Annotated in this window: 25 protein-coding genes and 2 pseudogenes; 15 read left to right on the top strand and 12 right to left on the bottom strand. The window is 69.9% G+C overall.

From position 1 onward, the window contains the following. Window positions 1-2: 2 nt before the first annotated feature. Entirely contained in the window at window positions 3-1610 is a 1608-nt protein-coding gene (locus ACGF5C_RS28190) for an ABC transporter substrate-binding protein (RefSeq protein WP_393306411.1), read from the bottom strand. Window positions 1611-1908: 298 nt separating this feature from the next. Here ACGF5C_RS28190 and ACGF5C_RS28185 point away from each other — a divergent pair, with 298 nt between their 5' ends. The 6 genes from ACGF5C_RS28185 to ACGF5C_RS28160 all read left to right on the top strand — a co-directional run bounded on the left by ACGF5C_RS28185 (window position 1909) and on the right by ACGF5C_RS28160 (window position 9169). Then, window positions 1909-2445, top strand: coding sequence for a helix-turn-helix domain-containing protein (locus tag ACGF5C_RS28185; RefSeq protein ID WP_393269772.1), 537 nt, complete (start codon window positions 1909-1911; stop codon window positions 2443-2445). Between the two features lie 73 nt (window positions 2446-2518). After that, complete coding sequence (locus ACGF5C_RS28180; protein ID WP_357462295.1) at window positions 2519-3439, top strand: dihydrodipicolinate synthase family protein; 921 nt, start codon at window positions 2519-2521, stop codon at window positions 3437-3439. Then, window positions 3436-4623 carry an NAD(P)/FAD-dependent oxidoreductase gene (locus ACGF5C_RS28175; RefSeq protein WP_393306409.1) on the top strand — a complete coding sequence of 396 codons (1188 nt, stop codon included), beginning with the start codon at window positions 3436-3438 and terminating at the stop codon, window positions 4621-4623. The genes ACGF5C_RS28180 and ACGF5C_RS28175 overlap by 4 nt, the downstream gene beginning before the upstream one ends. A gap of 43 nt (window positions 4624-4666) precedes the next feature. Further along, on the top strand, window positions 4667-4927 hold the full coding sequence (locus ACGF5C_RS28170) for a (2Fe-2S)-binding protein (protein ID WP_357462300.1): 261 nt from the start codon (window positions 4667-4669) through the stop codon (window positions 4925-4927). Next, window positions 4924-6390 carry an NAD(P)/FAD-dependent oxidoreductase gene (locus ACGF5C_RS28165; RefSeq protein ID WP_393306408.1) on the top strand — a complete coding sequence of 489 codons (1467 nt, stop codon included), beginning with the start codon at window positions 4924-4926 and terminating at the stop codon, window positions 6388-6390. The genes ACGF5C_RS28170 and ACGF5C_RS28165 overlap by 4 nt, the downstream gene beginning before the upstream one ends. 655 nt (window positions 6391-7045) lie before the next feature. Continuing rightward, window positions 7046-9169, top strand: coding sequence for a WD40 repeat domain-containing protein (locus tag ACGF5C_RS28160; protein WP_393306406.1), 2124 nt, complete (start codon window positions 7046-7048; stop codon window positions 9167-9169). A gap of 75 nt (window positions 9170-9244) precedes the next feature. Here the strand turns inward: ACGF5C_RS28160 and ACGF5C_RS28155 are convergent, their stop codons facing one another. From ACGF5C_RS28155 to ACGF5C_RS28125, 7 genes are all read right to left on the bottom strand, one after another. Continuing rightward, the gene (locus ACGF5C_RS28155) at window positions 9245-11095 is read right to left on the bottom strand and encodes a xylan 1,4-beta-xylosidase (RefSeq protein ID WP_393306404.1); all 1851 of its coding nucleotides are present in this window, start codon (window positions 11093-11095) and stop codon (window positions 9245-9247) included. 161 nt (window positions 11096-11256) lie between these two features. Next, window positions 11257-12768 (bottom strand): glucoamylase family protein, encoded by a 1512-nt coding sequence (locus tag ACGF5C_RS28150; RefSeq protein ID WP_393306402.1) that lies wholly within the window; start codon window positions 12766-12768, stop codon window positions 11257-11259. A 52-nt stretch (window positions 12769-12820) separates the two neighbouring features. Next, window positions 12821-13717 (bottom strand): carbohydrate ABC transporter permease, encoded by an 897-nt coding sequence (locus ACGF5C_RS28145; protein ID WP_393306400.1) that lies wholly within the window; start codon window positions 13715-13717, stop codon window positions 12821-12823. A 10-nt stretch (window positions 13718-13727) separates the two neighbouring features. Then, window positions 13728-14660 carry a carbohydrate ABC transporter permease gene (locus ACGF5C_RS28140; RefSeq protein ID WP_393306398.1) on the bottom strand — a complete coding sequence of 311 codons (933 nt, stop codon included), beginning with the start codon at window positions 14658-14660 and terminating at the stop codon, window positions 13728-13730. A gap of 1 nt (window position 14661) precedes the next feature. Then, a complete protein-coding gene (locus ACGF5C_RS28135) occupies window positions 14662-15903 on the bottom strand; it encodes a sugar ABC transporter substrate-binding protein (protein WP_393306396.1) in 1242 nt (413 codons plus the stop codon). 46 nt (window positions 15904-15949) lie between these two features. After that, window positions 15950-17035 carry a LacI family DNA-binding transcriptional regulator gene (locus ACGF5C_RS28130; RefSeq protein ID WP_393306394.1) on the bottom strand — a complete coding sequence of 362 codons (1086 nt, stop codon included), beginning with the start codon at window positions 17033-17035 and terminating at the stop codon, window positions 15950-15952. A 218-nt stretch (window positions 17036-17253) separates the two neighbouring features. After that, window positions 17254-17403 carry a hypothetical protein gene (locus ACGF5C_RS28125; RefSeq protein WP_393306392.1) on the bottom strand — a complete coding sequence of 50 codons (150 nt, stop codon included), beginning with the start codon at window positions 17401-17403 and terminating at the stop codon, window positions 17254-17256. Between the two features lie 88 nt (window positions 17404-17491). On the opposite strand from ACGF5C_RS28125, the pseudogene ACGF5C_RS28120 reads away from it, so the two are divergent. Both ACGF5C_RS28120 and ACGF5C_RS28115 read left to right on the top strand, forming a co-directional pair. After that, window positions 17492-17713, top strand: a pseudogene (locus ACGF5C_RS28120) (transposase); the annotation flags it as partial. A gap of 195 nt (window positions 17714-17908) precedes the next feature. Then, a complete protein-coding gene (locus ACGF5C_RS28115) occupies window positions 17909-18319 on the top strand; it encodes a VOC family protein (RefSeq protein ID WP_393306390.1) in 411 nt (136 codons plus the stop codon). Window positions 18320-18338: 19 nt separating this feature from the next. Here the strand turns inward: ACGF5C_RS28115 and ACGF5C_RS28110 are convergent. Both ACGF5C_RS28110 and ACGF5C_RS28105 read right to left on the bottom strand, forming a co-directional pair. Then, window positions 18339-19223 (bottom strand): annotated as a pseudogene (locus tag ACGF5C_RS28110) (IS5 family transposase); the annotation flags it as partial. Between the two features lie 67 nt (window positions 19224-19290). Further along, a complete protein-coding gene (locus tag ACGF5C_RS28105) occupies window positions 19291-20034 on the bottom strand; it encodes an aspartyl/asparaginyl beta-hydroxylase domain-containing protein (protein ID WP_393306388.1) in 744 nt (247 codons plus the stop codon). Window positions 20035-20169: 135 nt separating this feature from the next. Here ACGF5C_RS28105 and ACGF5C_RS28100 point away from each other — a divergent pair, with 135 nt between their 5' ends. Genes ACGF5C_RS28100 through ACGF5C_RS28090 form a run of 3 tightly spaced genes read left to right on the top strand, consistent with a single transcriptional unit; the run spans window position 20170 to window position 21987 of the window. Next, window positions 20170-20661 (top strand): sigma-70 family RNA polymerase sigma factor, encoded by a 492-nt coding sequence (locus ACGF5C_RS28100; RefSeq protein WP_393306433.1) that lies wholly within the window; start codon window positions 20170-20172, stop codon window positions 20659-20661. Then, window positions 20658-21320, top strand: a complete 663-nt coding sequence (locus tag ACGF5C_RS28095; protein ID WP_393306386.1) for a zf-HC2 domain-containing protein — start codon at window positions 20658-20660, stop codon at window positions 21318-21320. The genes ACGF5C_RS28100 and ACGF5C_RS28095 overlap by 4 nt, the downstream gene beginning before the upstream one ends. Before the next feature lie 22 nt (window positions 21321-21342). Further along, window positions 21343-21987 carry a hypothetical protein gene (locus ACGF5C_RS28090; RefSeq protein WP_393306384.1) on the top strand — a complete coding sequence of 215 codons (645 nt, stop codon included), beginning with the start codon at window positions 21343-21345 and terminating at the stop codon, window positions 21985-21987. Between the two features lie 320 nt (window positions 21988-22307). Here the strand turns inward: ACGF5C_RS28090 and ACGF5C_RS28085 are convergent, their stop codons facing one another. Both ACGF5C_RS28085 and ACGF5C_RS28080 read right to left on the bottom strand, forming a co-directional pair. Continuing rightward, entirely contained in the window at window positions 22308-22895 is a 588-nt protein-coding gene (locus tag ACGF5C_RS28085) for a dihydrofolate reductase family protein (protein ID WP_393306383.1), read from the bottom strand. A 23-nt stretch (window positions 22896-22918) separates the two neighbouring features. After that, a complete protein-coding gene (locus ACGF5C_RS28080; protein ID WP_393306381.1) occupies window positions 22919-23695 on the bottom strand; it encodes a transposase family protein in 777 nt (258 codons plus the stop codon). Window positions 23696-23837: 142 nt separating this feature from the next. Here ACGF5C_RS28080 and ACGF5C_RS28075 point away from each other — a divergent pair, with 142 nt between their 5' ends. The 4 genes from ACGF5C_RS28075 (at window position 23838) to ACGF5C_RS28060 (ending at window position 26038) form a co-directional block, all read left to right on the top strand. Continuing rightward, a complete protein-coding gene (locus ACGF5C_RS28075) occupies window positions 23838-24197 on the top strand; it encodes a hypothetical protein (RefSeq protein ID WP_393306379.1) in 360 nt (119 codons plus the stop codon). A 382-nt stretch (window positions 24198-24579) separates the two neighbouring features. Continuing rightward, entirely contained in the window at window positions 24580-25035 is a 456-nt protein-coding gene (locus tag ACGF5C_RS28070) for an SRPBCC domain-containing protein (protein ID WP_393306378.1), read from the top strand. A 368-nt stretch (window positions 25036-25403) separates the two neighbouring features. After that, window positions 25404-25628, top strand: a complete 225-nt coding sequence (locus tag ACGF5C_RS28065; RefSeq protein ID WP_393306376.1) for a hypothetical protein — start codon at window positions 25404-25406, stop codon at window positions 25626-25628. A gap of 29 nt (window positions 25629-25657) precedes the next feature. Next, complete coding sequence (locus ACGF5C_RS28060) at window positions 25658-26038, top strand: hypothetical protein (RefSeq protein WP_393306374.1); 381 nt, start codon at window positions 25658-25660, stop codon at window positions 26036-26038. The last annotated feature ends 44 nt before the right edge of the window (window positions 26039-26082 follow it).

The following is a 26082-nucleotide window of genomic DNA, read 5'->3' as shown; positions in this document are numbered from 1 at the left end:
GGTTACTCCCGGCCGACGGCGGCCAGGTCGACCTGCCAGCCCGCGGCGGTGTAGTCGGTGCCGGTCAGGTCGCTGCTCGCCACGACGGTGGAGGAGTTGTTGGCCAGGACGACGTACGGCGAGGCGGCGTTCATCGCCCGCTGCCACTCCTGCATGGCGGTGGCCCGGGCGGCCAGGTCGAGGGTCTCGGTGACCTTCTTGCCGGCGGCCACGACGGCCGGGTCGGCCCGCTCCACCGTCCAGCCCGAGCGCAGCGCGGTGGCCTGGCCGGGGGACATGTTGTTGATCAGCGAGTCGGCGACCGGGTAGTTGAGGCTCTGCGGGGTGAACCCGAGCGCCATCTTGCCCGTACGCATCTCGTCGAGGAACGTGGTCAGCGGCTGCGGGGTCAGCTCCAGCTTGATGCCGGCCTCGGCGGCGTCGCCCTGCACCTTGGTCGCCACCGTGCCCAGGTCGACGCCCTTGTACGTGATGGCCGGGTAGTTGAACTTGACGGTGGGGTTGGTCAGCCCCGCCTCGGCGAGCAACGCCTTGGCCTTCGCCACGTCACGCTTCGACTCCTCGCCGGCGGGCAGCGCGCCCGGGTAGGCCGGGGCCACCAGCCCGGCACCGGGGGCGGCGCCCTTGCCGTACAGCCCGGCGATGCCCTGGTAGTCGATGGAGGCCCGCAGCGCCTGGTTGAACTTCGCGTTCGAGGTGACCCCGGAGACGGCCGGGTCGGCGTTGAGGAAGAGGAAGTAGACGGTGTCCTGCATGGCGGAGGTCTTCAGCGTGTCCGGCAGCCCCTCCAGCAGCCTGCCGGAGATGTCCAGCGCGATCTCGGAGCCGCCGGCCCGCTGCATGGTCAGCTTCTGGGTCTGCACGTCCATGTTGCGCAGCACGACCCGGCCGAACTCTGGCTTGGTGCCCCAGTAGTTGGGGTTGGCCTCCAGCACCACCTGCGCCGACGGGTCGTACGACTTCAGCACGTACGGGCCGCTGCCGATGGAGTTCTTGTCGAGGTACTGCTGGGCGGTGTCGGTCTTCGCGGCGTCCGCGGCGTCCGTCGCGCCGTTCTCCTTGGCGACCTTGGAGTTGACCACGCCGGTCGAGGGCATCGCGAGGACCACGGGGATGTTCGGGTCGGCGGTCGCCGAGGTGACCACCACGGTCCGCTCGTCGGTCTTGGCGACCGTGAGGCCGCTGACCATGACCGCCGGGCTGGCCTTGACGTTCTTCAGCCGGTTGAGGGAGAAGACCACGTCGTCGGCGGTCAGCGGGCTGCCGTCGGAGAACTTCACCCCCTCGCGGAGCTTGAAGGTGAAGGTCTTCGCGTCGGCGGAGGCCTCGTACGACTCGGCCAGCGCCGGGACGGGCTTGCTGACGTCTGAGCCCTTGAAGGTCAGCAGGGTGTCGTAGAGGGAGTGCACGGCGGTGAGGCCGGTCGCCTCGTAGATCCGGCCGGGGTCGAGCGTCTTGAGGACGAACGAGGTGTTGACGGTGAGGGTCTTGGCCGAACCACCGTTACCGTTTCCTCCGCTGCCGCCCGCGCTGCACGCGGTGCTGGAGGCTGTGACCAGCGCCGCCAGAGCGATTGCTCCGACGCGGAGCCGGCGAGGGGACACCGACATGCTGTTCCTACCTTCGTCTGGGCCGGCCCGCGCGGGACGGGCTCTGGGTTGTCGCGCCGACGTCGCCGGTGACGCCGAGGTCGGGGGCCGGTGCCAACCGATGGCGGCTCGCGGGGCTTCGCCCGTAGACCGTCATGAGGTTGGATGTATCCGGACGGGACTCCTGTCCGGTTCGCGCCCCGACGTCGCTTGTCTAGTTACGCCAAACACGTTCGCCTTGTGTTTGACCATGCTAGACAGGGGCGTATAGTTGCGTCAAACATTTCTAGCCACACTGTTTTGGAACGGGGAAAGACGCATGCTCGGTGACCAGCTCCGCGACCTGCGCCAGCAGCACTCCCTCACGCTGCGTCAGCTCGCGGCCGCGGCCGACGTCTCGCCCGCCCTGCTCAGCCAGATCGAGAACGGCGCCACAGACCCCAGCCTGGCCACCCTGCGTAAGCTCGCCAAGGTCTTCGACACCTCCATCGCGGCGCTGTTCTCCGAGCCGGACGCGCCGCTGGTGCACATCAGCCGGCCCGGCTCGCGGACCCGGCTCGCCGCTCCCCCCGGGCAGATCGCCTACGACCGGCTCACCCCGGGGCGGGGCGACCTGGAGGTGCTCGAAGCCGAGCTGGCCCCCGGCGACGCCAGCTCCGGCGAGCCGTGGGCGCACCCCTCGACCGAGTGCGCGATCGCCGTCACCGGCGAGGTCGTCGCCGAGATCGGTGGCGAGAAGTACGTGCTGAGTACCGGCGAGGCGATCACCTTCGACTCCCGGCTGCCCCACCTCTACCGCAACGCCAGCGACCAGCGGGCCCGGCTCATCATCGCGGTCACCCCGCCTACCCCCTGACCCACCCGGCACGTCACCCGGCCCGCGTCGCGCACGCGGGCGGTACGACGCCGCCCGTCGAAAGGACCCCGCAGTGGACCGCGACAGCGTCGACTGGTTCGGCTACCTGCCGGCCGTCACCACCCCGTTCACCGCCACCGGCGAGTTGGACCTCGCCGCCTGGCGCGTCCAACTGGACTGGCTCGCCGCCGAGCGGCTGCACGGGATCATCGTCGGGGGCACCACGGGAGAGTGGTTCAGCCTCACCGAACAGGAACGCGCCGCGCTGTTCCGGACGGCCGCCGAACGGGTCGGCGACCGCCTCACGGTGCTCGGCGGCTGCAACGCGTACACGCCGGCGGAGGCGATCCGGCACGCCGAGGCCGCCCGGGACGCCGGCCTGCACGGCATCCTGCTCACCCCGCCGCCGTACGTGGTGCCCACCCGGTCGGAGATCGTGGCCTTCTACCGGACCGTCTCCGAGGCGGTCGACCTGCCGCTCTGCGTCTACAACTGGCCCCGTGGCACCGGCGTCGACCTGGACGCCGACCTGCTGTCGGAGCTGAGCGGGCTGGACACCGTGGTGGCAGTCAAGAACTCCACCCCGGATTTCGGCGGATTCGTCCGCAGCCTCGTCGCCCTGCGCCACCGCGTGCGCTACTTCGGCATCCCCACCAACGAGGTCGGCATCGAGCTGATGACCACGATCGGTGGCGACGGACTGATGGGAGCCGGCGCCGTGCTCGGCGCCGACCACCCCGACTTCTTCCGCGCCCTGCGCGCCGGGGACCTCGACCGGGCCCGGGTCCTCGGCGCCCGCGACCGGGTGATCATGGAGGACTGGTTCGGGCCGGACTACGGCGCCCGGTTCGGCAACGCGCAGGCGATCATGAAGTACGCGCTCACCCTGCGCGGCGTACCGGCCGGTCACGTCCGCGCGCCGCTGCTCCCGCTGACCCCCGCCGAACAGGACCGCGTCCGGGCCACCATGACCCAGCTCGACCTGCTCCCATGAATTCGTACGACACGGCGGTCATCGGCGGCGGTCTGCTCGGCTGCGCGACCGCCTGGCACCTGGCCCGCGCCGGCAACCGGGTCCTGCTCGTCGAGAAGGACCAGGTCAACCGGCACGCCTCCGGGCAGAACGCGGGCAGCCTGCACTTCCAGCTGGAGTTCCGGATGGTCGAGCACGGCGACGACGCGGCCCGCGCGGCGGCCCGCGCGCTCCCGCTGCACCTGGACGCCATGCGGGCCTGGGCCACCGTCGAGGACGAACTCGGTGAGCGGTGCGGGGTGTCCCGCACCGGCGGGCTGATGCTCGCCGAGACCCCGGCGGAGATCGCCGTGCTGGACCGGAAGGCCGCCCTGGAACGCGAGTACGGCCTCGACGTCGCCGTGCTCTCCGGCCCGGAGCTGCGCCGGTTCGCGCCGTACCTGGCGGACACCGTGCTCGCCGCCGGTCACGTGCCCGGCGAGGGCAAGGCCAACCCCCGGCTGGTCACCCCGGCGCTGGCCCGGGCCGCCGGCCGGTACGGCGCCGTGCTGCGTACCGGCTGCCGGGTCACCGGGCTGCACCGGCGCGGCCGGCACTGGGAACTGCGCACCGGGACCGGGCCCGGGGACACCGCCGGGGAGACCCACCTGGCCGACACGGTGGTGCTCGCCGGCGGGGTCTGGACCGCCGAGCTGGCCTCGATGGCCGACGTCCGGCTGCCGGTCTTCCCGGTCGGGCTGACGATGAGCGCCACCGCCCGCAGCCGGCCGTTCCTGCCGCACCTGATCCAGCACGTCGGCCGGCGGCTGTCGATGAAGCAGACCGAGGACGGCAACGTGCTGATCGGTGGCGGATGGCCGGCCAAGCTGGTCAGCCGGGCTGGACAGGTCGACCTGGAGACCAACCCGGAGTTGCGGTACGAGTCGCTGGTCGGCAACGCCGACGCCGCCCGGGTGGTCCCGGCGGTGTTCGACCTGCCGGTGATCCGGACATGGACGGGCATGACCACGCTCACCCCGGACCACCTGCCGTTGCTCGGCGCGGTCCCGCGCCGGCCCGGACTGTTCGTCGCCACCGGCGGCTCGGCCTTCACCCTCGGCCTCACCTACGCCCGGCTCCTCGCCGGCATGGTCGTGACCGGCGAGACCGACCGGTCGATCGAGGACTACTCACCCTCCCGCTTCGGAGCGCTGAACTTTGTCTGAACACCGCCCGTCGAACCCTCCCGACGCGCCGAGGCGCACCCCGATGGGCCGACCCGAGCCGGTCACCATCGAGGTGGACGGGCGGACCGTTCCCGCCCACCCGGGCGAGTCGCTGGCCACCGCGTTGCTCGCCGCCGGTGAGCGGTCCGTCGGCACCACGCGCGGCGGTGCCCGCCGGGCGCCCTACTGCAACATGGGGATCTGCTTCGAGTGCGTCGTGACGGTGGACGACGTGCCCTGCCAGCGTTCCTGCCTGATCCGGGTGCGGGCCGGCATGCGGGTCCGCACGGCGGTGCCCCGGTGAGCGCGCCCGACGTGGTGGTGGTCGGCGCCGGCCCAGCCGGGCTGGCCGCCGCCGCCACCCTCGGCCGGCACGGCGCTGCCGTCACCGTCGTCGACGAGCAGGAGCAGCCGGGCGGGCAGATCTACCGCCAACCGCCGGCCGGGTTCACCCCGCCGGCCGGATCGTCCTCCGCCGGTCGGGCGCTCCTGGCCGAGGCCACCGCCGCTCCCGGCGTCCGGTGGCTCGCCGACACCACGGTGTGGGGCGTCCTCGGCACCCGGGCCGGCCTCGACGGGTACGCCGGCGAGCAGCCCCCGCCGGGCCGCTACCGGGTCGCCACGCACGGTCCGGCCGGGGTTCGCCTGCTCGAACCCCGGGCGGTGCTGCTCACCGCCGGCGCGTACGACCTGCCGGTGCCGTTTCCGGGCTGGACCCTGCCGGGAGTGCTCACGGCGGGCGGCGTGCAGACGTTCGTCAAGGCACAGGGCCTGCTGCCGGGCGGCCGGTTCGTCCTGGCCGGGGGCCACCCGCTGCTGCTGGTCGTGGCTGCCCAACTGGTTCGGGCCGGCGCCCGGGTGGTCGAGGTCGCGCTGATCCAGCGCCGCCGCGACCTCCTGCCCGGACCGGCCGGGCTGGCCGCCGTGGCGGGCGCGGGAGGCAAGATCGCCGAGGGTGTCGACGCGCTGCGCATCCTACACCGGGCGGGCGTGCCCGTCCGGTTCGGCACGGTGGTCCGCCATGCCGCCGGCGACCCGGACCTGACCACGGTGACCCTCGCCGAGGTCGGCCCCACGGGGCTGCCGGTGCCCGGGACCGACCGGGACGTTCCCTGCGACGTGCTGGCGCTGGGGTACGGCTTCGTCCCCTCCGTCGAGCTGGCCCGGCAGGCCGGGTGCGCGGTGACCTGGGATTCCCCCGCAGGCGGCTGGGTGGTCCGGCACGACGAGTGGCTGCGGACCTCGGTTCCTCAGATCGCGGTGGCCGGCGAGCTGACCGGCGTCGCGGGTGCCGAGCAGGCGGAGGTCGAGGGCCGGCTCGCCGCCCTCGGCGTGCTGCGCGACCTGGGGCTGCTCGACGAGCACCGGGCCGTCAAGCTGGCCCGCCCGGTCCGCCGGGAGCTGCGCCGCCGGCGACGCTTCGTCACGCAGGTGCTCGACCGGTTCGCGCCGGACCGGGCGGCCCTGGGCAGCCTGGTCACCGACGACACCGTGCTCTGCCGGTGCGAGGAGGTGCGGGCCGGCGACGTGCGCCGCGCGCTGCGGGCCAATCCGCACCTCGGCACCGCGAACGCCGTGAAGCTGGTGACCCGCGCCGGGATGGGCCTGTGCCAGGGGCGGTCCTGCCAGCCGGGCCTCTGCCAGCTCATCTCCACGCTGACCGGCCGGGGGCCGGAACAGGTCGGCGCGTTCACCGCTCAGGCGCCGGTCAAGCCCGTCCCGCTGCGCGCCCTCGCGGTCGGCGACGAACCGCCCGTCGCGGACTGACCGAGAATCGGCCCAGTCGACGCGGCGCAGATCGGCCCTGCCATCGGGCCGATCGGGCCGTCAGGCTCGCGGGGACGCTTCCCGCGACCGCTGAAGGGCTGGAGCTTTCGCCATGACGACCGCTGGCATGTGCCGCGCTGCCCGTGGGCCTGGAACGCCTCCCGCTGGCTGATGCGGCCAGCGGCACCGGGGAAAGCCGCCGTTTCCTGGATATCTGGGATGCCACACTCGGCTTGTCGGCGGAGCGTCACCTGGCCGACGCGGTGAACGGGTGCAACTTCGCAACCCGCAGGCCGAGTGCCCTTGGCGACTGGCTGCGACGCGAAATTGTCCGAGACCGGCTGTACGGGCGTTCGAGCGTGACCACGATGCGGTCTGGGCGGACGACCTGGCGCGGGCTTACGATCTCGTCCACAGCTGACGAAGCAGCAGGGAGCGGGAGGCTTGCGGCATTTGCGGGCGTGCGCGCTTCCTTCCGCCGTCGGTCGTGAGCAGGTCACTCAACGTTTCGCAAGCTTCGTCGTGCTTTCGTCGACCGATGCGGTCCACGCGCCGGAGCGGTCACCTGTCCGCCGCTGACCTTCCTACGAGTTCGACCCACGCAAGCGGCGACCGTAGCGACCTGGTAAATGTCCGCCCCGGATATCGTGTGGTGATGGTCGACAAGCTGCCCCTGGACAGCCCGCTCTGGAATCAACTGTCGGCCTGCTACTCAAAGGAAAACGCGATCGCCCGGCTCCGGGAGATCGTCGCCACCCGGCAGCTCGGGGAGGCGTGGAGCGACCTGCGCGACGAGATCCTGCACCAGGGTTCCGTCTACGGGGTGTCCTCGGCCGTGATCCCGCATCTGGTCGACGTCGCGCCGCACCTGCCCGCGGCGTCGCGACGTGATCTGTGGATCGAGATCGGGTTCCTGGTCACGGCCGGAGCTGACCGTTTCCCGTCTCCGCCCGCGCCGGGCCTGCAGGAGGGCCTCACCGCCGCACTGCACGTTGCGGAAACGCTGGCGGTGCGGGACTTCCTGACCGACACCGAAATGACCCCCGACGACAGCAGTTACTACGCGCTGGCCTGTGTCGCGCTCGCCGGCCACCGGGTCGGCCGCGCGATGTGGGAGTTTCCCTCACCGAGTTCCGGATATGTGCGGGTGGTCTGCCCCAAATGCGACGCCGAGTACGAGGTGGACGGTTTCGCCGACCCGTTGGCGCCACCTTGCGCTGCGCCGACGGTCGCCTCGGAATCCGACACAGCCGGGCCGTGGCAGGCGGTGGCGGACGCGATCGAACGGGCACACCACGACGAGGTTCTGGGCTCGGGCTGGACTGGCTTCTTCGAGACCGCCCGGCGACTCGCCGTTGCAGGTGTGCCGTTGCAGGCGTCGCCGAGCGCGGTCTGGTGCCTGGTTGCCGCGATGGTGGCGACCGGGTCGGCCGAGGCCGCGCCATGGGCGCGGACGCTCGCCCGGCTGACCGGGCATGTGCGTTGCCTGGACTGCGGCATGGTGTGGGCGATCGCCGACGTCATGAGCGATGCGAATGACGCCGAGCCGGTCGACGTCGCCGACGATGCGCAGAGCCAGTACGCGGGCGCGCAGGGTGTGCTGTTCACGGTGGACCGCAACGACGAGGTCGACGAGCCGCGGTCCCGCGGGGGTGTCTCGTCGGCGACGATCGCCGACGGGGTTGCCGGGTTCCCGGCGCCCCCGGGTCGGAAACTGCTCAGGGCGCAGGTCGCGGCGCGTACGGTGTGGCGCTCCGATGCCGGCGCGGTCGATGCGCTGACGATGGTGGCGGGCCGACCGTCAGTCGTCGCGGCGGCTGGCAGCGACGCGGCCACGTTGTGGGACGTCGTTTCCGGGTCGCCGATCGGGCCGCCGCTCGACGGCCCGGCTGTGGCGGTGGCGTCGGTCGCGTTGCCCGACGGCCGTGCCGTCATAGTCGTAGCTGGCGACGGCGGCACTCTGCGCTGGTGGGATGCCTCGACCGGTCGACCACTGGACGGCCCGGTGGCCGCCGGCACGGCACAGATCGGGTCGCTCGCCCCAATCCTCATGCCGACCGACCCTCATCCGGGAACCGTCGACTGGCTGGCCAAACTCCGCGACGGCCGTACCGTGCTCGCCGTCGGCGACACCGACGGCGCGGTCCGGCTGTGGGACCCGGTGACCCGCAAACCGCTGACCGAGCTGTTCCACCGTGCCGGCCGGCCCGTGGCCGCAATGACGGCCGTCGACTTCGTCAATCAGCCGCCGTGGAGCGGCACCGACGTCGTCACTGTGTACGGCGACTGCACCGTCGACGTGTGGGGGCCGACAGCCGTCCACGGCGACCGTTCGACGATGGCACCCGACTCGCGCAAGCTCGCCGCGATCGGCCACCAACGCCTCATCGGCGTTGCCGTGTCACCTGAACGACTCGGGTATCGCAAGCCGGTCCTGCTGGCCGACCGCAACGGCGCGGTATCGATATGGGAGACCTTCGGCGTGCGGCTGGGCGACCCGTTGCCGCCCGACCTGGCCCACCGCGACGTGGTCGGCATCGTCGCTCTACCGGCGGCCGGCGACGGCATCGCCGTGGTGACAGCGAGCCGGGCGGACCGCAACCTGCGGGTGTGGGAGCCGCTGCGTGGCAGCGTTGCACTCGTGCCACTCGACATCCGACCACGCTGCCTGCTCAGTGCTGGCGACGTGCTGATGATCGGGCACGACGACGGAATCCTCGCCCTGTCCCTCGCCAGCTCAATAAGAAGTAGGCCCCCAGTTACCCAACACTCAGGGTGATCGAGCGGAGCGGGCGGTAACAGTCCATCCAACCTCGCCGAATCGATGTCCTCCACATCACCGGCGGTGGCGCGGTCACCGCCCCGGCCCCACCTCCACGAGCACCGCCCCCGGCTGCGGCAGGTCCAGCTCCAGCATCGTGCTCCCGTCCCGGTCGAGGGCGTCCACCGGCTCGGCGCGCAGGGTGTCGACCGCGCGCAGCGCCTCCCACTTCTCCTCGTCGGGCCACTCGTCGACTCCGAGCCGTTCCGCCAGGGTGGTGATGTCTCCATGCTCGCGGTCGAGCCGGGTGACCCGCACCGGCTGCCCGGCAACGCCACCGATGGTGATCGCGACCCGACGGGCCAGCGCCGGTTCACCGTCCCGCTTCGACTGGTCCAGCGTGGACGCCCATACCAGCACCGCGAGCGAGCCGTCGTCGCGCCGGCTGGCCCAGGTCTGCACCAGCCCGCCAGCGCCATCGCCGTCGGCCTGGACCGGCAGCTCGGTGTCGCCGAGGCGGGAGAGCAGCCACAGTGCGTGGTAGCGGGGCTTGGCGATTCCGCCGACGGTGATCAGCCCGAACCCGCCGTGCAGCAGCCGCGGCGGACGGCCGAGCTCCTCGAAGTGGTCGCTGGCGACCCAGTACGACAAGGCGTCCACCCGGCCCGCCGCCGACCGCATGCCGGTGAGCAGGAACGTCGCGGCGAAGGTGCCGTCGTTGACCGGATGGAAGTGGGTGGGGGTGACTCCCCACTCGGTCCACAGGATGCGGGCGTCCGGGATGCCGAAGCGCCGCAGCGTGGGGCGCAGGTCCAGCGGCGGACTGCCGTAGGTGTGGGTGGAGACGAAGTCGACCGGCGCGCCGTTGGTGCTGGCGTGGTCGAGGAGGGCGTCCACCCAGCCGGCGGCGGCCGACGACGGCCCACCCACGGGGATGCGCGGGTCGACGTCCTTGACCGCCCGGGCGGTGACGTCGTACAGCCGCATCCACTCTGCCCGGGTGCCGGACCAGAACACCTCCAGGTTGGCCTCGTTCCAGACCTCGAAGTCCCAGCCGAGCACCTCGTCGCCGTACCGGTCGAGCAGGTGTCGTACCAGCGCCCGGACCAGGTCGGCCCACCGGTCCCAGTCCTTCGGCGGTGAGATGATGCCGCGGTACTCGAAGACCGTTCGCTCGGGGTCGCAGGCCAGGTCGCGGGGCATGAATCCGATCTCCACCACCGGCCGCAGCCCGGTGGAGAGCAGCAGGTCGTACGTGTCGTCGACGCGGGTGAAGTCGTGCACGGGTTTCCCGTCGACCTCGCGGTAGACGCCGAGGTCGTCGTGCAGGATCGAGTGCGCGCGTACCGTCTCGACGCCGATCTCGTCGCGGACCCGGCCCAGTGCCGCGAGTAGTTCGGTGCCGATCTCCCGGCCGCCGGAGCGGTCGGGGCAGAGCAGCTGGGACAGTCGTTCGCTGCCGATCATCGGTTGCCACGGGCGGTGCAGCGGTACGCCGGGGGCGGCCCCGTCCACCCGCAGGCGCACGGTCGGGGGTTCGCCGGTCGCGGGAAGCGCGGCGGCGGTGACCGGCGCGGAGAGCGGACCGGTGACCGTCACCTCCGGTACGGAGGCGACCGCGTAGGCGTAGGCGCGCCCGGGCTCGCCGGTGGTGTCCACGTACCACGGATCGGGGACGGCGAGTACGTCGCCGCCCAGGTGGTCCACGGGGGCGAAGGGAAGACCGTCCTCGGCCGGTGCGCGGTGGACGAGGTAGCCGACCGCGTCGTCGACCGGCGACCAGGACAGACGCACGTGGCCGACCCCGGGTTCGGCGTGCAGGCTGCTGGGCGGGGGAAGGTCGGGTGCTCCCGGGCGTTCGGTCTCGTCGCTGCGCCGGGAGATGCGGGCCTCCCAGTCGGAGCGGGCGTCGTCGCCAGGGGACGTGTGGGGCGCGCGGGTCACCGAGGTTACCTCCGAGGTGCTTCTGCGTGGCTGTGTAGCGGCTGTAACCGGTTACCCCGTCCGTCGCGGGGACGGGGTAACCGGACGGGGACGGCCTGACCGATCCTGCGGCGCCGGCATCGGCCTGCGCCGCAGGATCGGTCAACGGCCTCTCTGCGGCGTCAGGGGGTCTCCGGGTGCGGCAGGGAGAACTGCTCCATCCGCATCAGCGGCGCGACCCGCTGCTTCATGGCGCCCTCGCTGAACGGCTTGCGGAGCACGTCCTGGGCGAGCGCGTTGCCCAGCGCCGCCATGACCATGCCCTGGTCCAGCGCCAGGTAGCGCTTCGACACCTGCCCGCTGGTCACGTTGACGGCGTCGTAGAAGCCGCCGGGGCCGTACGCGTCGAAGTCTCGCCGCAGGTTGGCCAGGTTCCGCAGGGCGTCGTCCTCGGCGTAGCGCAGCGCGAGGAACGAGGCGTGCGGGGTCACCACACCCTGCCCGTACGCCGTGGGCAGCGGCTGCACCGGCCGGCATTCGCCGTACCCGTAGTCGACGGTGGTGCGCTCCTGGTCGGAGGTGTACCCGCCGGCGTCCATCCCGATCGGGTCCACGCCGTACTCTCGGTACCCGCCGCTGGGGTTGTTCGACGGCGAGAAGCCCCAGTAGCCGTAGCCGGCCTCGCGCAGCCCGTGCTCGATCTGTGCCCGGACGTACGTCGGGTGGTTGATCGCCCAGCTGTCCTTGCCCCACTGCTCCTCGGGTACGAACAGCGGCACCATCAGCGCCTCGAACATCGAGCCGCCCCAGGTGGGCACCAGCTGCATGCCGCGGTAGCGGTAGGCGCCCTCGAACAGCCGCACCCCGAGGTAGGTACGCCACTTGCCGACCGCCCGCTGCTCGGACCACGACCAGTCACAGCCCTCCGGCGGGAAGGTCCGCCACATGCCGAAGTAGTGCTCGGGCGGGATCTGGCCGGCGGCGATGCCCAGGTAGCTGGCGATGCGCGGCTCGGTGTTGAAGGCGCCGTAGTGGTGGCAGGTGTAGTACACGTCGGGCCCGCCGCGGTGGTTGCCGGCGACGGAGCAGCCGGGCGGCGGCTCCACCCAGAAGCCGCCGCGGATCTGCCGCTCGGCCGGGTTGTAGTAGTAGCCGAAGTCCATCCGGCGCAGCAGCGCGTCGGCCGGCGCCGCCAGCTCCGGCACCTGGTCCTTGACGATCGTCAGGGCGGTGGCGAGCCAGCCGTTGTCGACGCTGGACAGGAACGGGTGCACGGTGCTGCCGTCGGCCGGCCAGGTGGTGAGCTTTGCCCCGGTCGACGGGTTGTACCAGTTGTAGTACATGCCCGAGGCCTCATGGATCTCCAGCCGGGCCAGCGTGGCCAGGGTCTGGGCGATGCGGGCCCGTGCCTCGCCGGCCGGGACCAACCTGGTCTCCCGGGCGACAACGGTGCTCCACAGGTAGGCGCCGATGTTGGTCGGTGAGGTGTACGCCGACCGGTCGGCCGGGTCGAGGCCACCGCCGATGTTGTCGGCGACCAGGCCGGTGGCCGGATCGACCAGGGCGGTGAACGACCGCCACGTGTCCGCGGCGTACTGGTGCAGGAGAGCGTTGCTGCCCGTGCTGGACCGGGTGGCCGGAGACGGGGCGGCGGTGGCCGCGGGGGCGGCGGCGACAACCAGTCCGACGGACATGATCACCCCTGCGGCGACGGTCAGACGATTTCTCGATCGCACGGAAGGCTCCTCACTTGAGGCCGGTCATGGCAATGCCTTGCACGAAGTGGCGCTGCAGCAGCACGAAGATGAGCAGGATCGGCAGGATGGTCACCACCGCGCCCGCCATCAGCAGGCCGTAGCGGGTGTTGTTCTCCCCGATGGCGTAGAGCGCGAGGGCCACGGGGAGGGTGTACTTCTCCTCGGATTGGGCGACGACCAGCGGCCAGAGGAAGTTGTTCCAGGTGGCCAGGAATTGCAGGATCCCGAGCGTGGCCAGGGCCGGTCGGCACAGCGGCAGGATGATCCGGGCGAAGATCCGGAACTCCCCGGCACCGTCCACCCGCGCCGCCTGGATCAGGTCGTCGGGCAGACCCAGGATGAACTGCCGCATCAGGAACACCCCGAGCGGCTGGGCCAGCCACGGCAGGATGAGCCCGGCGTAGCTGTTCACCATGCCGAGCTTGCTGACCAGCATGAACAGCGGGACGAAGGTGACCATACCCGGCACCATCAGCATGCCGAGCACGAGCGCGAACACCACCCGCTTGCCGGGGAACCGTAGCTTCGCCAGGGCGTAGCCGAGCATCGAGCAGAAGACGAGATTGCCCAGGGTGATGGCGACGGCCACCACCGTGCTGTTGAGGAAGAACTGCGGGAAGTCCAACTGCGTGAACAGGTGCCGGTAGTTCTCCAGCGTTGCGGACTCGGGCAGCCAGGTGGGTGGCACCCGGCGGACCTCGGCGTTGGTCTTGAACGAGCCGAGCAGCATCCAGACGAACGGACCGACCAGGAGTGCGAGCCCACCGGCGAGGACGGCGTACAACCACAGGTGGCCTCGGGCCTCCGGCGCGCCACCCACGACCCGGCGCCTTCTGCCGGTACGGCGCGGTGCGGGCGGGGCCGGTGTGTGCACGGACGTGGTCATGACGGCTCCCTCACGTCTTCGAGCGGAGCAGCCGGAACTGCACCAGGGTGAGGACGAGGATGGCGATGAAGAGGACATAGCTGATGGCCGCGGCGTAGCTGTAGTTGCCGAAGCCGAACTGGTTGTAGACGTAGAAGGCCACGGACAGCGTCCGGTCCAGCGGCCCGCCCTGCGTCATCACGAACGGCTCCTCGAAGAACTGCAGGTAGCCGATGCCGGTGATGACGCCGCCGAACAGCAGCGTGGGCCGCATCAGCGGCAGCGTGACATGGCGGAACCGCGACCACGCGCCGCTGCCGTCCATGGCCGCCGCCTCGTACAGCTCCTGCGGAATCGCCTGCAGCCCGGCCAGGAAGATCACCATCAGGTACCCCAGGTTCCGCCAGGCCGCCATCAGGATGAGCGCGGGCATGGCCGTCGTCGGGTCGGTCAGCCAGCTCGGGCCGTCGATGCCGACGTAGCCCAGCAGCGTGTTGACCAGCCCGCTGTCCGGCTCGAGCACGAAGCGCCAGACGACGGCGATGGCCACGATGCTGGTGACGACGGGCAGGTAGTAGCCGACCCGGAAGAACGTCCGGAACCTGGTGATCCCCGCGTCCAGGCCGACTGCGGCAGCGAGCCCGAGCACCATCGTCAGCGGGATCCCGACCAGCACGAAGTACGCCGTGTTGAGGGCGGCCTGCCGGAACGTGTCGTCACCGAACAGCTTGACGTAGTTGTCCAGGCCGACAGGGTTGACCCCGAGGGGGTCGCGCAGGTCGGCGCTGCGCAGGTCCGTGAAGCTCATGGCGAGCGAGGCCAGCACCGGGCCCGCCATGAACACCGCGAACACGAGCAGGAACGGGAGCGCGAAGCCCCAACCCGCGACGCCCTCCCGGCGCCTGCTCGTGGTCGTCCGGCTGCCGCCGGTGCGCGTGGGCCGTCGCGCGATGGCGGAGGCCATCTCAGCTCCCGGTGCCGATCGAGGACGCCTTGGCCTGCATCTCCTTGGTGGCGGTGGCGGGATCGGAGACATCGCGGACCACCCGCTCGATGCCGTCGTCGATGACGTCGGCGATCTGCTCCCAGGTGGCGATCACCGGGGCCGACTTCGCGTCCTTGAGCTGCTGACCGAACGCCTTCAGGAACGGGTCGTCGGCCAGCTTGCCGGACTGCCAGGTCTCCTGCACCGACGGGAGGCTGCCGACCAGGTCGTACAGCTTCTGCTGCGCCGCCGGCGTGGTGAGGAACTGGACGAACTTCCAGGCCGTGTCGCGGTTCTTGGAGTCCTTGTAGACCACCAGGTCGGAGCCGCCGATGAAGGATGTGCCGGCCTTTTCGCGCGGCATCTGCGCGACGTCCCACTTACCCTCGAGCGCCGCGCCGCCTTCCTCGCGCAGGATGCCCATGTGCCAGGGGCCGGACACGAAGGCACCCACCTCACCCTTGATGAAGCCGGGTCCCACGGCTTCGGGGGCCAGCTGCGCCGGCGCGAGTCCCTGCTTGAAGAACGAGGCGTAGTACTGCAGCGCCTTCTGCATCTCCGGGGTATCGAGGGTGAACTTGCCGTCCCGCATGATGTCGGCGCCGGCCTGCCAGGCGAAGGGCATGAACGTCTGCCACGAGCCGGTCCCGCCCGGCTGCAGGTAGATGCCCCATTTGGCGCCGCCCTTGTCCTTCATGCCCTTGGCGACGTCGGTGAGCCCCTGCCAGCTGGTCGGCTTCTGCACGCCCGCCTTCGCAGCGAGGTCGCTGCGGTGGAAGATCAGCCGCGTCTCGACGTACCACGGGACGCCGTAGGAGGTGCCGTTGACGACCGTGGTGTTCCACGCGCCCTCGAAGAACTTGCCCTTGTCGACGAGGCCGTCAGGGGTGGGCTCGAACGCGCCCGTCTTGGCGAACTCACCCATCCACGTCGTACCCATCATGCTGACGTCCGGCGTCTGCCGACCCGCGATGGCGGTGGCGATCTTGTCGTGCGCCGCGTCGAAGGGGAACGACGTGACGTTGACCTTGGCCTCCGGGTTATCCTTCGTGAAGTCGGCGGCGAGCGCGGTCAGCTTCTCGCCCTCGGCGCCCATGGCCCAGACCGTGATCTCGCCCTTGGCCTTGCCTTCGGCGATCCCCTTGCCGGCGGGCTGGCCGCCGGAACCCGAGCCGCCCTCGTCGCGGCCGCAGCCGGTCACGCCCAGCGCGAGGGCGGCCACCAGGGCTGTGGCGTACCTCCAGTGCTTTTTCATGGCCTTTCCTTCCCTAAGGGTGGTCGCCGGCGCCGCTCGGCTCGTGCCGCTGTGGCGCGATCTGGGGGGTGCGGCGTCGACCGGTGGGTGTGGGTGCGGTGCTGGTGGGGCAGCCGCAGCTGCCGCGGATGACGAGTTCGGTGGGATGCAGCAGGCTGGTGTGATCGGCGCTGCCGGCGGCGACCTGTAGCAGCAGCCGTGCGGTCTGCGAGGCCAGCTCGCGCACCGGTTGCCGTACGGTCGTCAGCGGCGGGGTAACCAGGGCGGCCATCGGGATGTCGTCGAAGCCGGTGATCACGAGATCCTCCGGCACGCGCAGGCCCCGCCCGGAGGCGCCGATGAGCACCCCCAACGCGGTCTCGTCGTTGGCGCAGACCACGCCCTGCGGCCGGATGGCCCGCCGCAGCACCTGGTCGGCGGCGAAGACGCCGTCGGGCTGCTGAAGACCAACCCGGATCGGGGCCCGGGGTAGCGGCAGCTCCAGGTCGCGGTGCGCCTGGCGGAACCCCGCCCAGCGCTCGGTCACGTCGGGCGAGCCGTTCGGGTCGCCGACGAACTCCAGCCGGCGCAACCCGTGGTCGACAAGCAGGTGCCGGGTCAGCGCGGCCGTTGCGGCGGCGTTGTCCACCCGTACAGCCGGCACTCCGGCGGGCCCGTCGCCGGCCAGGACGACGATCGGACGCATGGTGGCGAGCTCCTCGATCGTGTCGTGGGAGACCGTGCCGCCGAGCACCGCCAGGCCGTCGACCCGGTGGGCCATCTCGATGACCTCGGCGTCTGAGTCGGCGCGCAGATGGGTGCAGAGAATGTGCACGCTGGTCTTGGCCTTCACCGCCTCCGACTCGAAGCCCTGGATCAGTTCGGAGAAGTACGGCCCGGACAGCCCCGGAAAGACCAGGCCGACCGCGCCGTGCCGGCGTGCCGCGAGGGCCCGGCCGAGATGGTCCGGCCGGTAGCCGTGCTCTTCGATGGCCCGCAGCACCCGGCGGCGGGTCTCCTCGGACACCTGCCCGGTGCCGTTGGAGACCCGGGACACCGTCGCGACCGAGACCCCGGCCAAACGAGCGATCTCCCGAACCGTCAGCCGACTGTTGCTCATGCCGCCACCACCGACCCGTTGCGCCTTCGGTACTGAAACCGGTTACAGCAGCACCATAGGCAGCTGTGCCCCAGTTCACAACCTCACGGCCCGAGATTTCCGACGACGAGGAGTTGGCGATGCCACTGTCGCGCCGTACTGCCGTCGCTCCTTCAGAGATTGAGCGCTTTCCAACTCGGGTGGCGCGACCGGATCAAGCGTTGGGTGTCACCCGCGGGTCAGTCCCGGTGGCAGCATGTCTTCGTCGGGTCGGACCCGGTGGGCGTTGGCCAGGGGTCGCGTTGGAGGGTGTTGATCAACGCTTCCGGGTCGCCGACGCAGGTCCAGGTGTCGTCCCAGAGCGCGGAGACCAGCCATGATCGATCCACGCTCTCGCCCGGGGTCCCGGACCGGGGACTGCGTAGATTTCCGTGTTTGACCTGGGTGATCGCCCAGTGGCCCGACGACGAGGCCGAACCGGTCAAGTACTGGTTGTCCAGCCTTCCCGAGGCCACCAGCCGCACCGACCTGGTCCGCTACGGCAAGATCCGCTGGCGCATCGAACACGACTACCGCGAACTCAAGACCGGCCTCGGCCTGGACCACTTCGAAGGCCGCTCCTGGACCGGCTGGCACCGCCACGTCACCCTCGTCACCGCCGCCCACCTGTTCATCACCGAACTACGCCTGGACCCATAAGCGGCTGCGCCGGCCTGACCCTCTACACGGTCATCCGCGAGCTGCAACGACTCCTCGCGACCTGGACCGGCGCCTGCCTCACCTGCCACCAACCCGTGAAACCGTTACACCGCAACAAACGCCACCAAACCTAACAAAGCTTACTAGGGCCTGTCTCAAACTCCGGCTTATTTGATCTTGTGGCAAGATCGTCGGATGCTGCGACTCACCGATTTCATCATCGACTGCCCGGACACGATGGAGCTGGCAGCCTTCTATTCAGAGGTGACGGGTCGCCCGGTCAAGGGGGGCAGCCACGGCAACTGGGCCGGTATCCGGTTTGGCGAGATCGAGCTGGCCTTCATCCGGGTGGAGGACTACCGCGCCCCGCAGTGGCCCGACAGCGAGCACCCCAAGCAGTTCCATCTCGACTTCGAAGTTGACGACATCGAGGCCGAACAGAGTCGCATCCTGGCCCTCGGCGCGACCCTGCAGCAGGACTCCATCGGCCCCGACGGCTACGGCTGGCGCGTCTACACCGACCCCGTCGGCCACCCGTTCTGCCTCTGCCGCAACAAGGGTGTCACCTGGACCGACCAGGGCCTCATCTGGCCCAAGAGCGAGTAGAGCGTGTATCTGAAGTGGGTCAAAGCCATTCGTTGATCGCGGCGATGTGTACGACGGCCTCGTAGCGCACGGCAAGCTTGTCGAAGCGCGGGGCGACGCCGCGGTTGCGTTTGAGCCGGTTGATGCCGCACTTCACAGCGTGACGCTGCTTGTAGGCATCGCGGTCGAAGGCAGGTGGCCGTCCGCCCTTCGACCCTCGCTTACGGCGGTGAGCGTCTTGGTCGGCTTTGCTCGGGATAGTCGCCTTGATCCCGCGTCGGCGCAGATAGGCGTGGCTCGCCCGAGAGGTGTACGCCTTGTCGGCCAGGACCCGGCAGGCCGGGTCCGGGGCCGGCCACCGGTCGGGCGGGGCACACGGATGCCGGCCAGGACCGCGATGAACTGTGGGCTGTCTCCGCGTTGCCCAGCAGTCAACACGATCGACAGCGGCTTTCGGCCCTGCTCGCAGCCCAGATGAAGCTTCGTGGTCAGTCCGCCGCGGGACCGACCAAGAGCGTGATCGGCTGGCTCCACGTATACGCCACCAGGCGTTTCTGCCTGCAGATCCCCCTTTTCCGGGCGCCAGCGGCATGCTGATGCGCTCGGGCGGTTGTCGAGTCCACAGATGCGTCCCAGGTGATGCGGCCGGCCGCGTTCGCGAGGGTCTGCAACGCGGTCAGAATGCGGGCCCAGGTCCGTCGCGCTGCCGGCGGCGGAACAACGCGTACGCCGCCGACCAGGAGCCGTAGCAGGCCGGGACGTCCCGCCACGGGGCACCGCGCAGATGGCGGTCGGCTTCACCGCGATCAGTGTCGTGTTGGCGGATTGCCCGGGCCCACCGCAGCGGACCAGCTGATTGGTGAGCTACCCATCGAGCGTCCTGACAGGCTGGTGCAGGTGGCGGATCTCGAGCGGGGGAGCTTGGCGCTCGCTGCCTGGCGGCTGCCGGATATGCGGCTCAGCGGCTTGTCGACTGGTGGGCCCTCGTGCTGCTACTCGGGATGCTTTGTCCGGTTCTGTAGGTGTGTCGCGACCTCGGGCGGGAGGTCGTCGAGCTGGTCCATGGATTGGCCGGGGCGCAGGAAGTCGAACAGCAGGACGGTGCGGGTCTCGCCGGTGCGGTTCCATGCCTCGTGCTCGACCGTGTCGTCGAACACGAAGATGCTGCCCTCGTGCCAGCGGCGGGTCTGGTTGCCGACCCCCAGTCGCAGCGGTAGGCGGTTGAACGGCTGGTCGACAACTCGCTGGTCGACGAGGAAGCGGGCGAGCGTTTCATGGCCGAGCATCGAGATCCCGACCATCCCTGAGCTGACGCCCGCGCCTCGCGACTTCCTGTACGACGCACACGCATCTGCCGTCGAGCGGGTGCGCCTTGCCGGGCGTTCGTCACTGCCCCTGACGCTGTCCGGGTGTTTCCTCGGCGGTGACGTCTTGGTTGGTGTCGGGCGGATGTTGTTGGCGATGTTGGTCATCGTGGGCTGTTCTCCGAGGGGGGGCGGTCTTGTGAACGCATGGTCGCGGGGAGTCAGGCGGTGGCGTGCTCCGGCCGCGCGGAGCACCACGTTGAGGACCTGGTCGGGGTTGGCGGCGTGGCTTGTGCTGAACCAGGCCATGTTCGCCTTCACCACGGTCCAGTGTTCGTCGCCGCGGTTGGTGTTGCTGGCTAGGCCGACGACGACGGCGCTGGGCAGGCTGTCAGCGCGGACGTCGAGCAGGCTGGCGGCGAAGTCGAGCACGGCGGCGCGGTGCGGGCCGGCGTCGAGGGGGCCGGGAGTCTCGTGCCGTCAGCGGTGACCGCCCTCACACGTTGAACCGGGTGCGCCCCCGCTCGTATACGTGACCAGGAGGTGAGCGTGGACGCTGGCGAGGCACTGATGCGGGCGCTGCACGACGAGCACGCGGGTGCCGTGTATGCGTTCGTCCGGCGGTACGAGCCGGACCCGCAGCGCGCGGAGGACGTGGTGCAGGAGGCCTTCCTGCGGGTCTGGCGGGGAATCGACCGCCTCGACACGAAGCGGCGCAGCCCCCGGGCGTACCTGTTCACGGTGGCGCGGAACGTGCTGACCGATCTGTGGCGGGCCCAGCAGCGGCGGCCGATGCTGGTTGCCGACGAGGACGCGCTGGCCCGGGTGCCCGCCGAGGACGAGGTCGAGCGGGCGCTCGACGACTGGCTGGTGGCCGAGGCGCTCACCCGGCTGTCGTACGAGCACCGACGGGTGGTCGAGGAGATGTATCTCCACGGCCGTACGGTCGCCGACGCCGCGGCAATGCTGGGGATCCCGGAGGGGACCGTGAAGTCTCGGGCGTACTACGCGGTGCGGGCGCTGCGGTCGGCGTTCGAGGAGTTGGGGGTGACGCGATGAGCCCGGAACACGACGCGATGCGGCTACAGCTCGGGGCCTACGTGCTCGGCGGGCTGAGCGCCGCCGACCGCGCCGCGGTGGAGGCGCATCTGGCCAGCTGCGTCGCCTGCCGCGACGAGCTGTCGAGCTTCGCGGTGGTGCCGGCCCTGCTGGCACGTGCCCGCGACACGGTGCGCGACAGCGCCGCCGCGGAACCACCTCCCGAGCTGCTGCCCCGCCTGGTCGAAGCGGTACGCGCCGAGCGGTCGACCGTACGCCGGCACGCCCGCCGGCTCCGCCTCGCCACGGCGCTCACCGCCGCGGCGGCGGCGGTGGCGCTGGTTCTCTCCGGCGTGGTTCTGCTCGACCCGTTTCCCGACCGGGATCCCACGACCCCGATGACGGCCGCTCAAGGGTTCACCGCGTCAGGGAGTGCGGAGCTTGAGGCCCGCCCCTGGGGTACGACGATCGTGCTGGACCTGTGGCACCTGCCGCGCGATGGGCGGTTCGTCGCCTGGGCGGTGGCTGCCGACGGGCGGCGCGAGCAGGCAGCCATTTGGGGATCGACCCCGAACGGACGGGCCCGGGTGGACGGCGCCACCTCGATACCGCGCACCGAACTGGGGCGGGTGGAGGTGGTCACCGAAACCGGCCAGACCGTACTCGTCACCACGACGTAACCCGACAACAAGGAGAAGCAGCATGCACGTACCCATGAGAAAGCTCGCGCTGACCGCAGCCGCCGCCGCATTCGCTCTCGCCAGCACGTCTGGGGCCTCGGTGTCGGCCAAGCCGGCCCCGTCGGACGTGCGGGTCGAGGTGCTCACGCCACGCGGCGGAGACAACGCCGGGATCGGCGGGCGGGGTTGGATCGTCGACCTCGCCGTGGACTATCCCAGCCTGCACGCGGCCGGCTTCTCCGGGCTCCAGCTCACCGGCCCGGCCGCGCACAACAACACCGCCCCGTTCCCGGGCACGTTCTCGCCCGGCCGGGACGACCGGCTGCCCGGTCTGGTCGTGCTGGTCTCGACCACCAGCGCCTTCTCCGGCCCTGGCACCAACCTGGCGAACCTGTTCAACGTCACCGGCGTGACCAACCGAGACGAGGATGTGGCGCAGGTCTGGGACAACTGGGTCGTCGGCGCGCCGCTGTTCGGCGTCGACACGGAGTCGGTGCTGACCGTGGCGGTGGTGGACGACCTGGACGGCAACGGCGTGTACGACGACGCACCGAACGTGGTACCGGACGCCAACCACGACGGCCGGGTGGACGAGGACGACCTGAAGCAGATCGGCATCGCCTCGAACGTCGAAGAGGTGCGGTTCCGCATCAACGGTTCGGCATGAGCCACCTGCCAGGGTAAAGCAGCCGCCTTGACATCCGCAGTTGAGCGGCTGAGGTGAGTCGCCGCGCCGGACGAGCACCACGCGAGCACGCCGGCCGCCGCAGCCCGGCAACGACAGAGGCGCCTGGCCCGCGATTTCCACTGGCCAGGCGCCTTGTCGGCATGACCATGCTGCGCATGGTCCTCGTCGAACTGCTCCGGCTGTTGCGCCGCCCCAGCCACCAGACGGGCTGGGGTTGACCGACCGGTAGCGTGCCCTCCGAGCGTGGATCGGGCAACCGCCGACCGGCCGCCCGCCGGCCACCGATACTGCCCGGCGTGCTAACCCCAGCATGAGCGGGCCACGGTGCAGGACCTCAGCGGGCGATACACCGCCATCTGGATGCCGTTGGCGTACGTGGCGTGTTCGACCAGCGTCAGCTTCTGCTTGTCGGCGCCCTCGATGGCGAAAAGCCGCTTCCCGCTGCCGAGGATGACGGGGAAGATCAGCAGGTGGTACCGGTCTACCAGGCCGGCGCTGGCAAGACCCTGCGCGAGGGTGGCACTGCCGTGGACGAGGATCGGGCCGCCGTCGCCCTGCTTGAGCTCGGCGACCTCGTCGAGCGAGCGCAGGACGGTGGTGTTGTGCCACTGCGGGTCGGTGAGGGTGGAGGAGACTACATACTTCGGCATCGCGTTGTACTCCGGGAACTCCTCCATGCTCGGCCATACCGGAGCGAACTCGTCGTAGCTGACCCGGCCGATCAGCATCGCGCCGGCCTCCTTCTGCTCGCGGCCCTTGAGTTCGTAGGCGGCCTGGTCCATCTCGACGTCCTTGAAGGTCCAGCCGGCGTGCGGGTGGGCGCCACCGCCGGGCGAGTCGATGACGCCGTCGAGGGACATGAACTCGGTGACGATCAGGCCGCGCATCGTGGGCTCCTTAATGAGCCATTTCATCGTGGGTGGCGGGCGTCTTCGGTGGCTTGCAGGACGAGGATGGCCTGCACGATCGGGGTGGCCCGGCGGGGGCAGCAGCGTAGCTTGGTCAGGATTTTCCAGGTCTTGAGGGTGGAGACGGCGCGTTCGCCGAGGGCTCGGATCTTGGCGTGGTGCCGGTTGACGGACTTCTGCCGGCGGGACAGGCGAGTGCGGCGGCGTTTGAATGGGCTCCAGACCGTGCCGCGGGCGTCTTGGTAGCCCTTGTCCGCGAAGGTCAGCACGTTCGCGCCGGTCAGCGCCTCGATCAGGCCGTGTGTGCGGGCGGCGGTGAGGTCGTGGACCGCGCCGGGCAGTGCGGCCGATGCCCAGACCAACCGCCCGGCGGCATCGGCCAGGACCTGCACGTTCACCCCGTGGCGCTTGTGCTTGCCCGAGTAGTAGGGCCGCTGGTCGGCGACCCGGTCGATGGGAATCAGCGTGCCGTCGAGGATGGCGTACGCCAGGCGGGCGGCTCGGCGCATCGCGGCGGTGAGGTCGTCTGCGCAGGCGGCGAGCAGGTCGACGGCTTCGCGCAGGTACCGCCACACGGTGGTGACCGACACTTCGAAGCCGGCCGCGAGGCGGGTGAGGGTGTCGACGTTGCGCAGGTGGGCCAGGGCCATCAGCGCCTGCCGCTGCGCGGGCAGCCTGCGCCGGCGCCCGCCGAGCGTGCGGCGCCGGTCACGGATCAGCTCGGTCAAACGGGTCAGGCTGCGCGTGGACAGCGGGATGCTGGCAGGATAGGTCAGCAACGAAGCTCCCGTACTGGGCGGTCGTTCTTGGTCGACTGCTGTCCTACCGGGAGCTTCGTTCCATCTGGAGCGGCGACACGCCGTCGCGCTTCCTGGTCAGGCGCCCTTCATCACGATGAACTGTTCGCCCTTAGCATGACGCATGCTCGAAGCCGGCAGCCGCACGCGTAGCCAGCCACCCCCACCGGCCATCGTCTTCGAGGCGCTCACCGAGCCTGACCGCGACCCGGCGCGTCCCTGGCTGCGGCTACTCGAAGACGAGCGAACTCCGCAGATCCTGCACGCGGAGCACCCGCGCCTGGTCGTGTGGTCGTCACTATGGCCCAAGCGACCCGATGCTCAGGTGCGTTTCGACCTGGTGCCCGACGGTGCACAAGGCACGCAATTGCGCTGGACGCTGTTGGTCGCCGAGCCCTTGCCCGACCCGTCGCTGCTGGGACACCTACGCAAGCGGCTCAACGAACTGATCAACGCGAACCTACGCTCCACATTCGGCCAGTAGGGGCAGACCACGGCTTTGGTGGGCGCCAGCCAAACGACCGGCGCACTACGATGAAAACTGCTCAGCGGCAACGCCGGTCCGGTGAAGGCCGCCGACCCGAAAAACGGCTGCCGCATCACGGTGCTGTATGCCATCGCCACACCGACGGACGTCGTCTCGAGCGTCCGGACATGCCGCTGTCCGCGCGTTGGTAGCGCCCGGTGCGCTGTCATGCCGATTCGAGTGCCCGCATTCCGCTGTACGGATCGGATAATCTTGGCGCGAGCGGGAAGCGCTTGGTCAAGGGTCGTTGGTGGTTCTCCGCGCGACTGAACCTGGTGCGCTTGACGATGATGGCCGGCTGCCTGCGACATCAAGAACTTCTACTGAACGGAGACGCGGAGTGGATGACTCTTACACCTTGGTCACAACCAGGGAAATTGCTGCACCCGTCGACAGCGTGTGGAAGGCCTGGAATGACCCCGAGAAGATTGCGAAGTGGTGGGGTCCTGCAGGCTTTCGCAGCACTGTCAAGGAACTCGATGTTCGTATAGGTGGCCGCTTCGAGCTGATCATGCATGGACCTGACGGGACTGACTACCCGAACCTTTACATCTTCGATTCTGTGGAGCCCCATATGCAACTCGTCTACACCAATGTAGGTTCAGCGCAGTTTGGCTTGGCACCCTTTCAGTCGGTTTTCGACATGGAAGGCATCGGTGACACTACGCAGGTGGTTCTGAAGGCGCGCTTTGCTACGGAGGAAGACAAACGCAAGCATGTGGAGGATTTTCATGCCGTCGAAGGCTCTCAGCAGCTCCTGCAACGGCTTGAAGAGCAGGCCAGGTCAATGAGCTGAGAGCCGCGATTTGCCCCACACTCGCCTTGGTGGTTGGGGAATGCGGTAGTACGGCCAGTTCATTCATCTGCCGCGATCCGCGCGTTACGCAGGGTTACGTGACCGCTCGCGGCTCGTGGTGTGGATCTGCCGAGTTGAGTATGACCGCCCACGGGAAACTCGAGTTGCCAACCCACATGCCGAGGTTGCTCGACTTCAACGAAGTCCCCGCAAGCCTTCATCGACTCCGCGTCGTTTCGGCGGCGGGGCTAGTCTGTGCCTCGCCTCGACCAAGGGAAGGTTCGTCATGCTCGACGACATGCGCGTGCTGCGTAGTGCAGTGAAGTGCTATCGAGCGGCGGCGACTGCTGCCGGTGTTCCCTGGCTCGATGAGGACGACCGGATCGACGGCTGCCCGTCGATATTCTTTGCCGGTCTTCGACGTGGTCCGCATCGCCGAACAACCGATCTGGCTCAATATCCAGGGCTTGCCGTATGGGTGGGTTCTGCCCGACGGCGCGTTTCCGCTGGTGTGGAACAAGGTCGATGACCTGTTTGGCTACCTGTCCTTCGCGGTCGGGATCCCCTTTCGCAGCGGCATCAGCTACCACTGATCTTCATCGACCACCTCGTTTTTGCGTTCGTGCTCACCGGCGACAATGAGAGGGAGATCTGGCGCTACCAAATCGACGCCGACGACTGGAATCCGGTTCGGGCCGCCCCCTGCCTGGCCGTGCTGTTCACCGAATGGACCAAGGGGTTCGCGGCAAACGTGTACGACCGCTCACCGTACGACACGTGGTTGCATATCGGCTACGACGGGCGCGACCCCGTCGAGGTGCTCCTTGAACGAGACCTCGACCCCTTCGCCTTCCCCGTGTACATCTCGCAGCACCCCCACAAGGATTTGCTCCGTGCACGGCAATTGGAGTGCGGTGTCGACGTAGACCGGGTCGACCAACCCGAGCGCCAAGAAGAACTGCTCGACGCCATCGACGCGGCTCTTGCGTCCCTTCGCAGGTGATCCGGCGCCGTTCGGCGAGTCGGCAGCTCACGCCAACGCACGGA

This window comes from Micromonospora sp. NPDC047620, from assembly GCF_043205005.1.
Classification (GTDB): domain Bacteria; phylum Actinomycetota; class Actinomycetes; order Mycobacteriales; family Micromonosporaceae; genus Micromonospora.
This window is presented reverse-complemented; position numbering and strand designations above follow the sequence as displayed.

What these genes read in the sequence shown, in the direction of transcription:
- ACGF5C_RS28150 (WP_393306402.1), bottom strand. Translation starts at nt 12,768, where the DNA reads ATGTCCGTCGGACTGGTTGTCGCCGCCGCCCCCGCGGCCACCGCCGCC.
- ACGF5C_RS28175 (WP_393306409.1), top strand. Translation starts at nt 3,436, where the DNA reads ATGAATTCGTACGACACGGCGGTCATCGGCGGCGGTCTGCTCGGCTGC.
- ACGF5C_RS28130 (WP_393306394.1), bottom strand. Translation starts at nt 17,035, where the DNA reads ATGAGCAACAGTCGGCTGACGGTTCGGGAGATCGCTCGTTTGGCCGGG.
- ACGF5C_RS28065 (WP_393306376.1), top strand. Translation starts at nt 25,404, where the DNA reads ATGAGGACGACCGGATCGACGGCTGCCCGTCGATATTCTTTGCCGGTC.
- ACGF5C_RS28145 (WP_393306400.1), bottom strand. Translation starts at nt 13,717, where the DNA reads ATGACCACGTCCGTGCACACACCGGCCCCGCCCGCACCGCGCCGTACC.
- ACGF5C_RS28085 (WP_393306383.1), bottom strand. Translation starts at nt 22,895, where the DNA reads ATGCGCGGCCTGATCGTCACCGAGTTCATGTCCCTCGACGGCGTCATC.
- ACGF5C_RS28140 (WP_393306398.1), bottom strand. Translation starts at nt 14,660, where the DNA reads ATGGCCTCCGCCATCGCGCGACGGCCCACGCGCACCGGCGGCAGCCGG.
- ACGF5C_RS28090 (WP_393306384.1), top strand. Translation starts at nt 21,343, where the DNA reads ATGCACGTACCCATGAGAAAGCTCGCGCTGACCGCAGCCGCCGCCGCA.
- ACGF5C_RS28115 (WP_393306390.1), top strand. Translation starts at nt 17,909, where the DNA reads ATGCTGCGACTCACCGATTTCATCATCGACTGCCCGGACACGATGGAG.
- ACGF5C_RS28185 (WP_393269772.1), top strand. Translation starts at nt 1,909, where the DNA reads ATGCTCGGTGACCAGCTCCGCGACCTGCGCCAGCAGCACTCCCTCACG.
- ACGF5C_RS28190 (WP_393306411.1), bottom strand. Translation starts at nt 1,610, where the DNA reads ATGTCGGTGTCCCCTCGCCGGCTCCGCGTCGGAGCAATCGCTCTGGCG.
- ACGF5C_RS28095 (WP_393306386.1), top strand. Translation starts at nt 20,658, where the DNA reads ATGAGCCCGGAACACGACGCGATGCGGCTACAGCTCGGGGCCTACGTG.
- ACGF5C_RS28170 (WP_357462300.1), top strand. Translation starts at nt 4,667, where the DNA reads ATGGGCCGACCCGAGCCGGTCACCATCGAGGTGGACGGGCGGACCGTT.
- ACGF5C_RS28160 (WP_393306406.1), top strand. Translation starts at nt 7,046, where the DNA reads ATGGTCGACAAGCTGCCCCTGGACAGCCCGCTCTGGAATCAACTGTCG.
- ACGF5C_RS28075 (WP_393306379.1), top strand. Translation starts at nt 23,838, where the DNA reads ATGCTCGAAGCCGGCAGCCGCACGCGTAGCCAGCCACCCCCACCGGCC.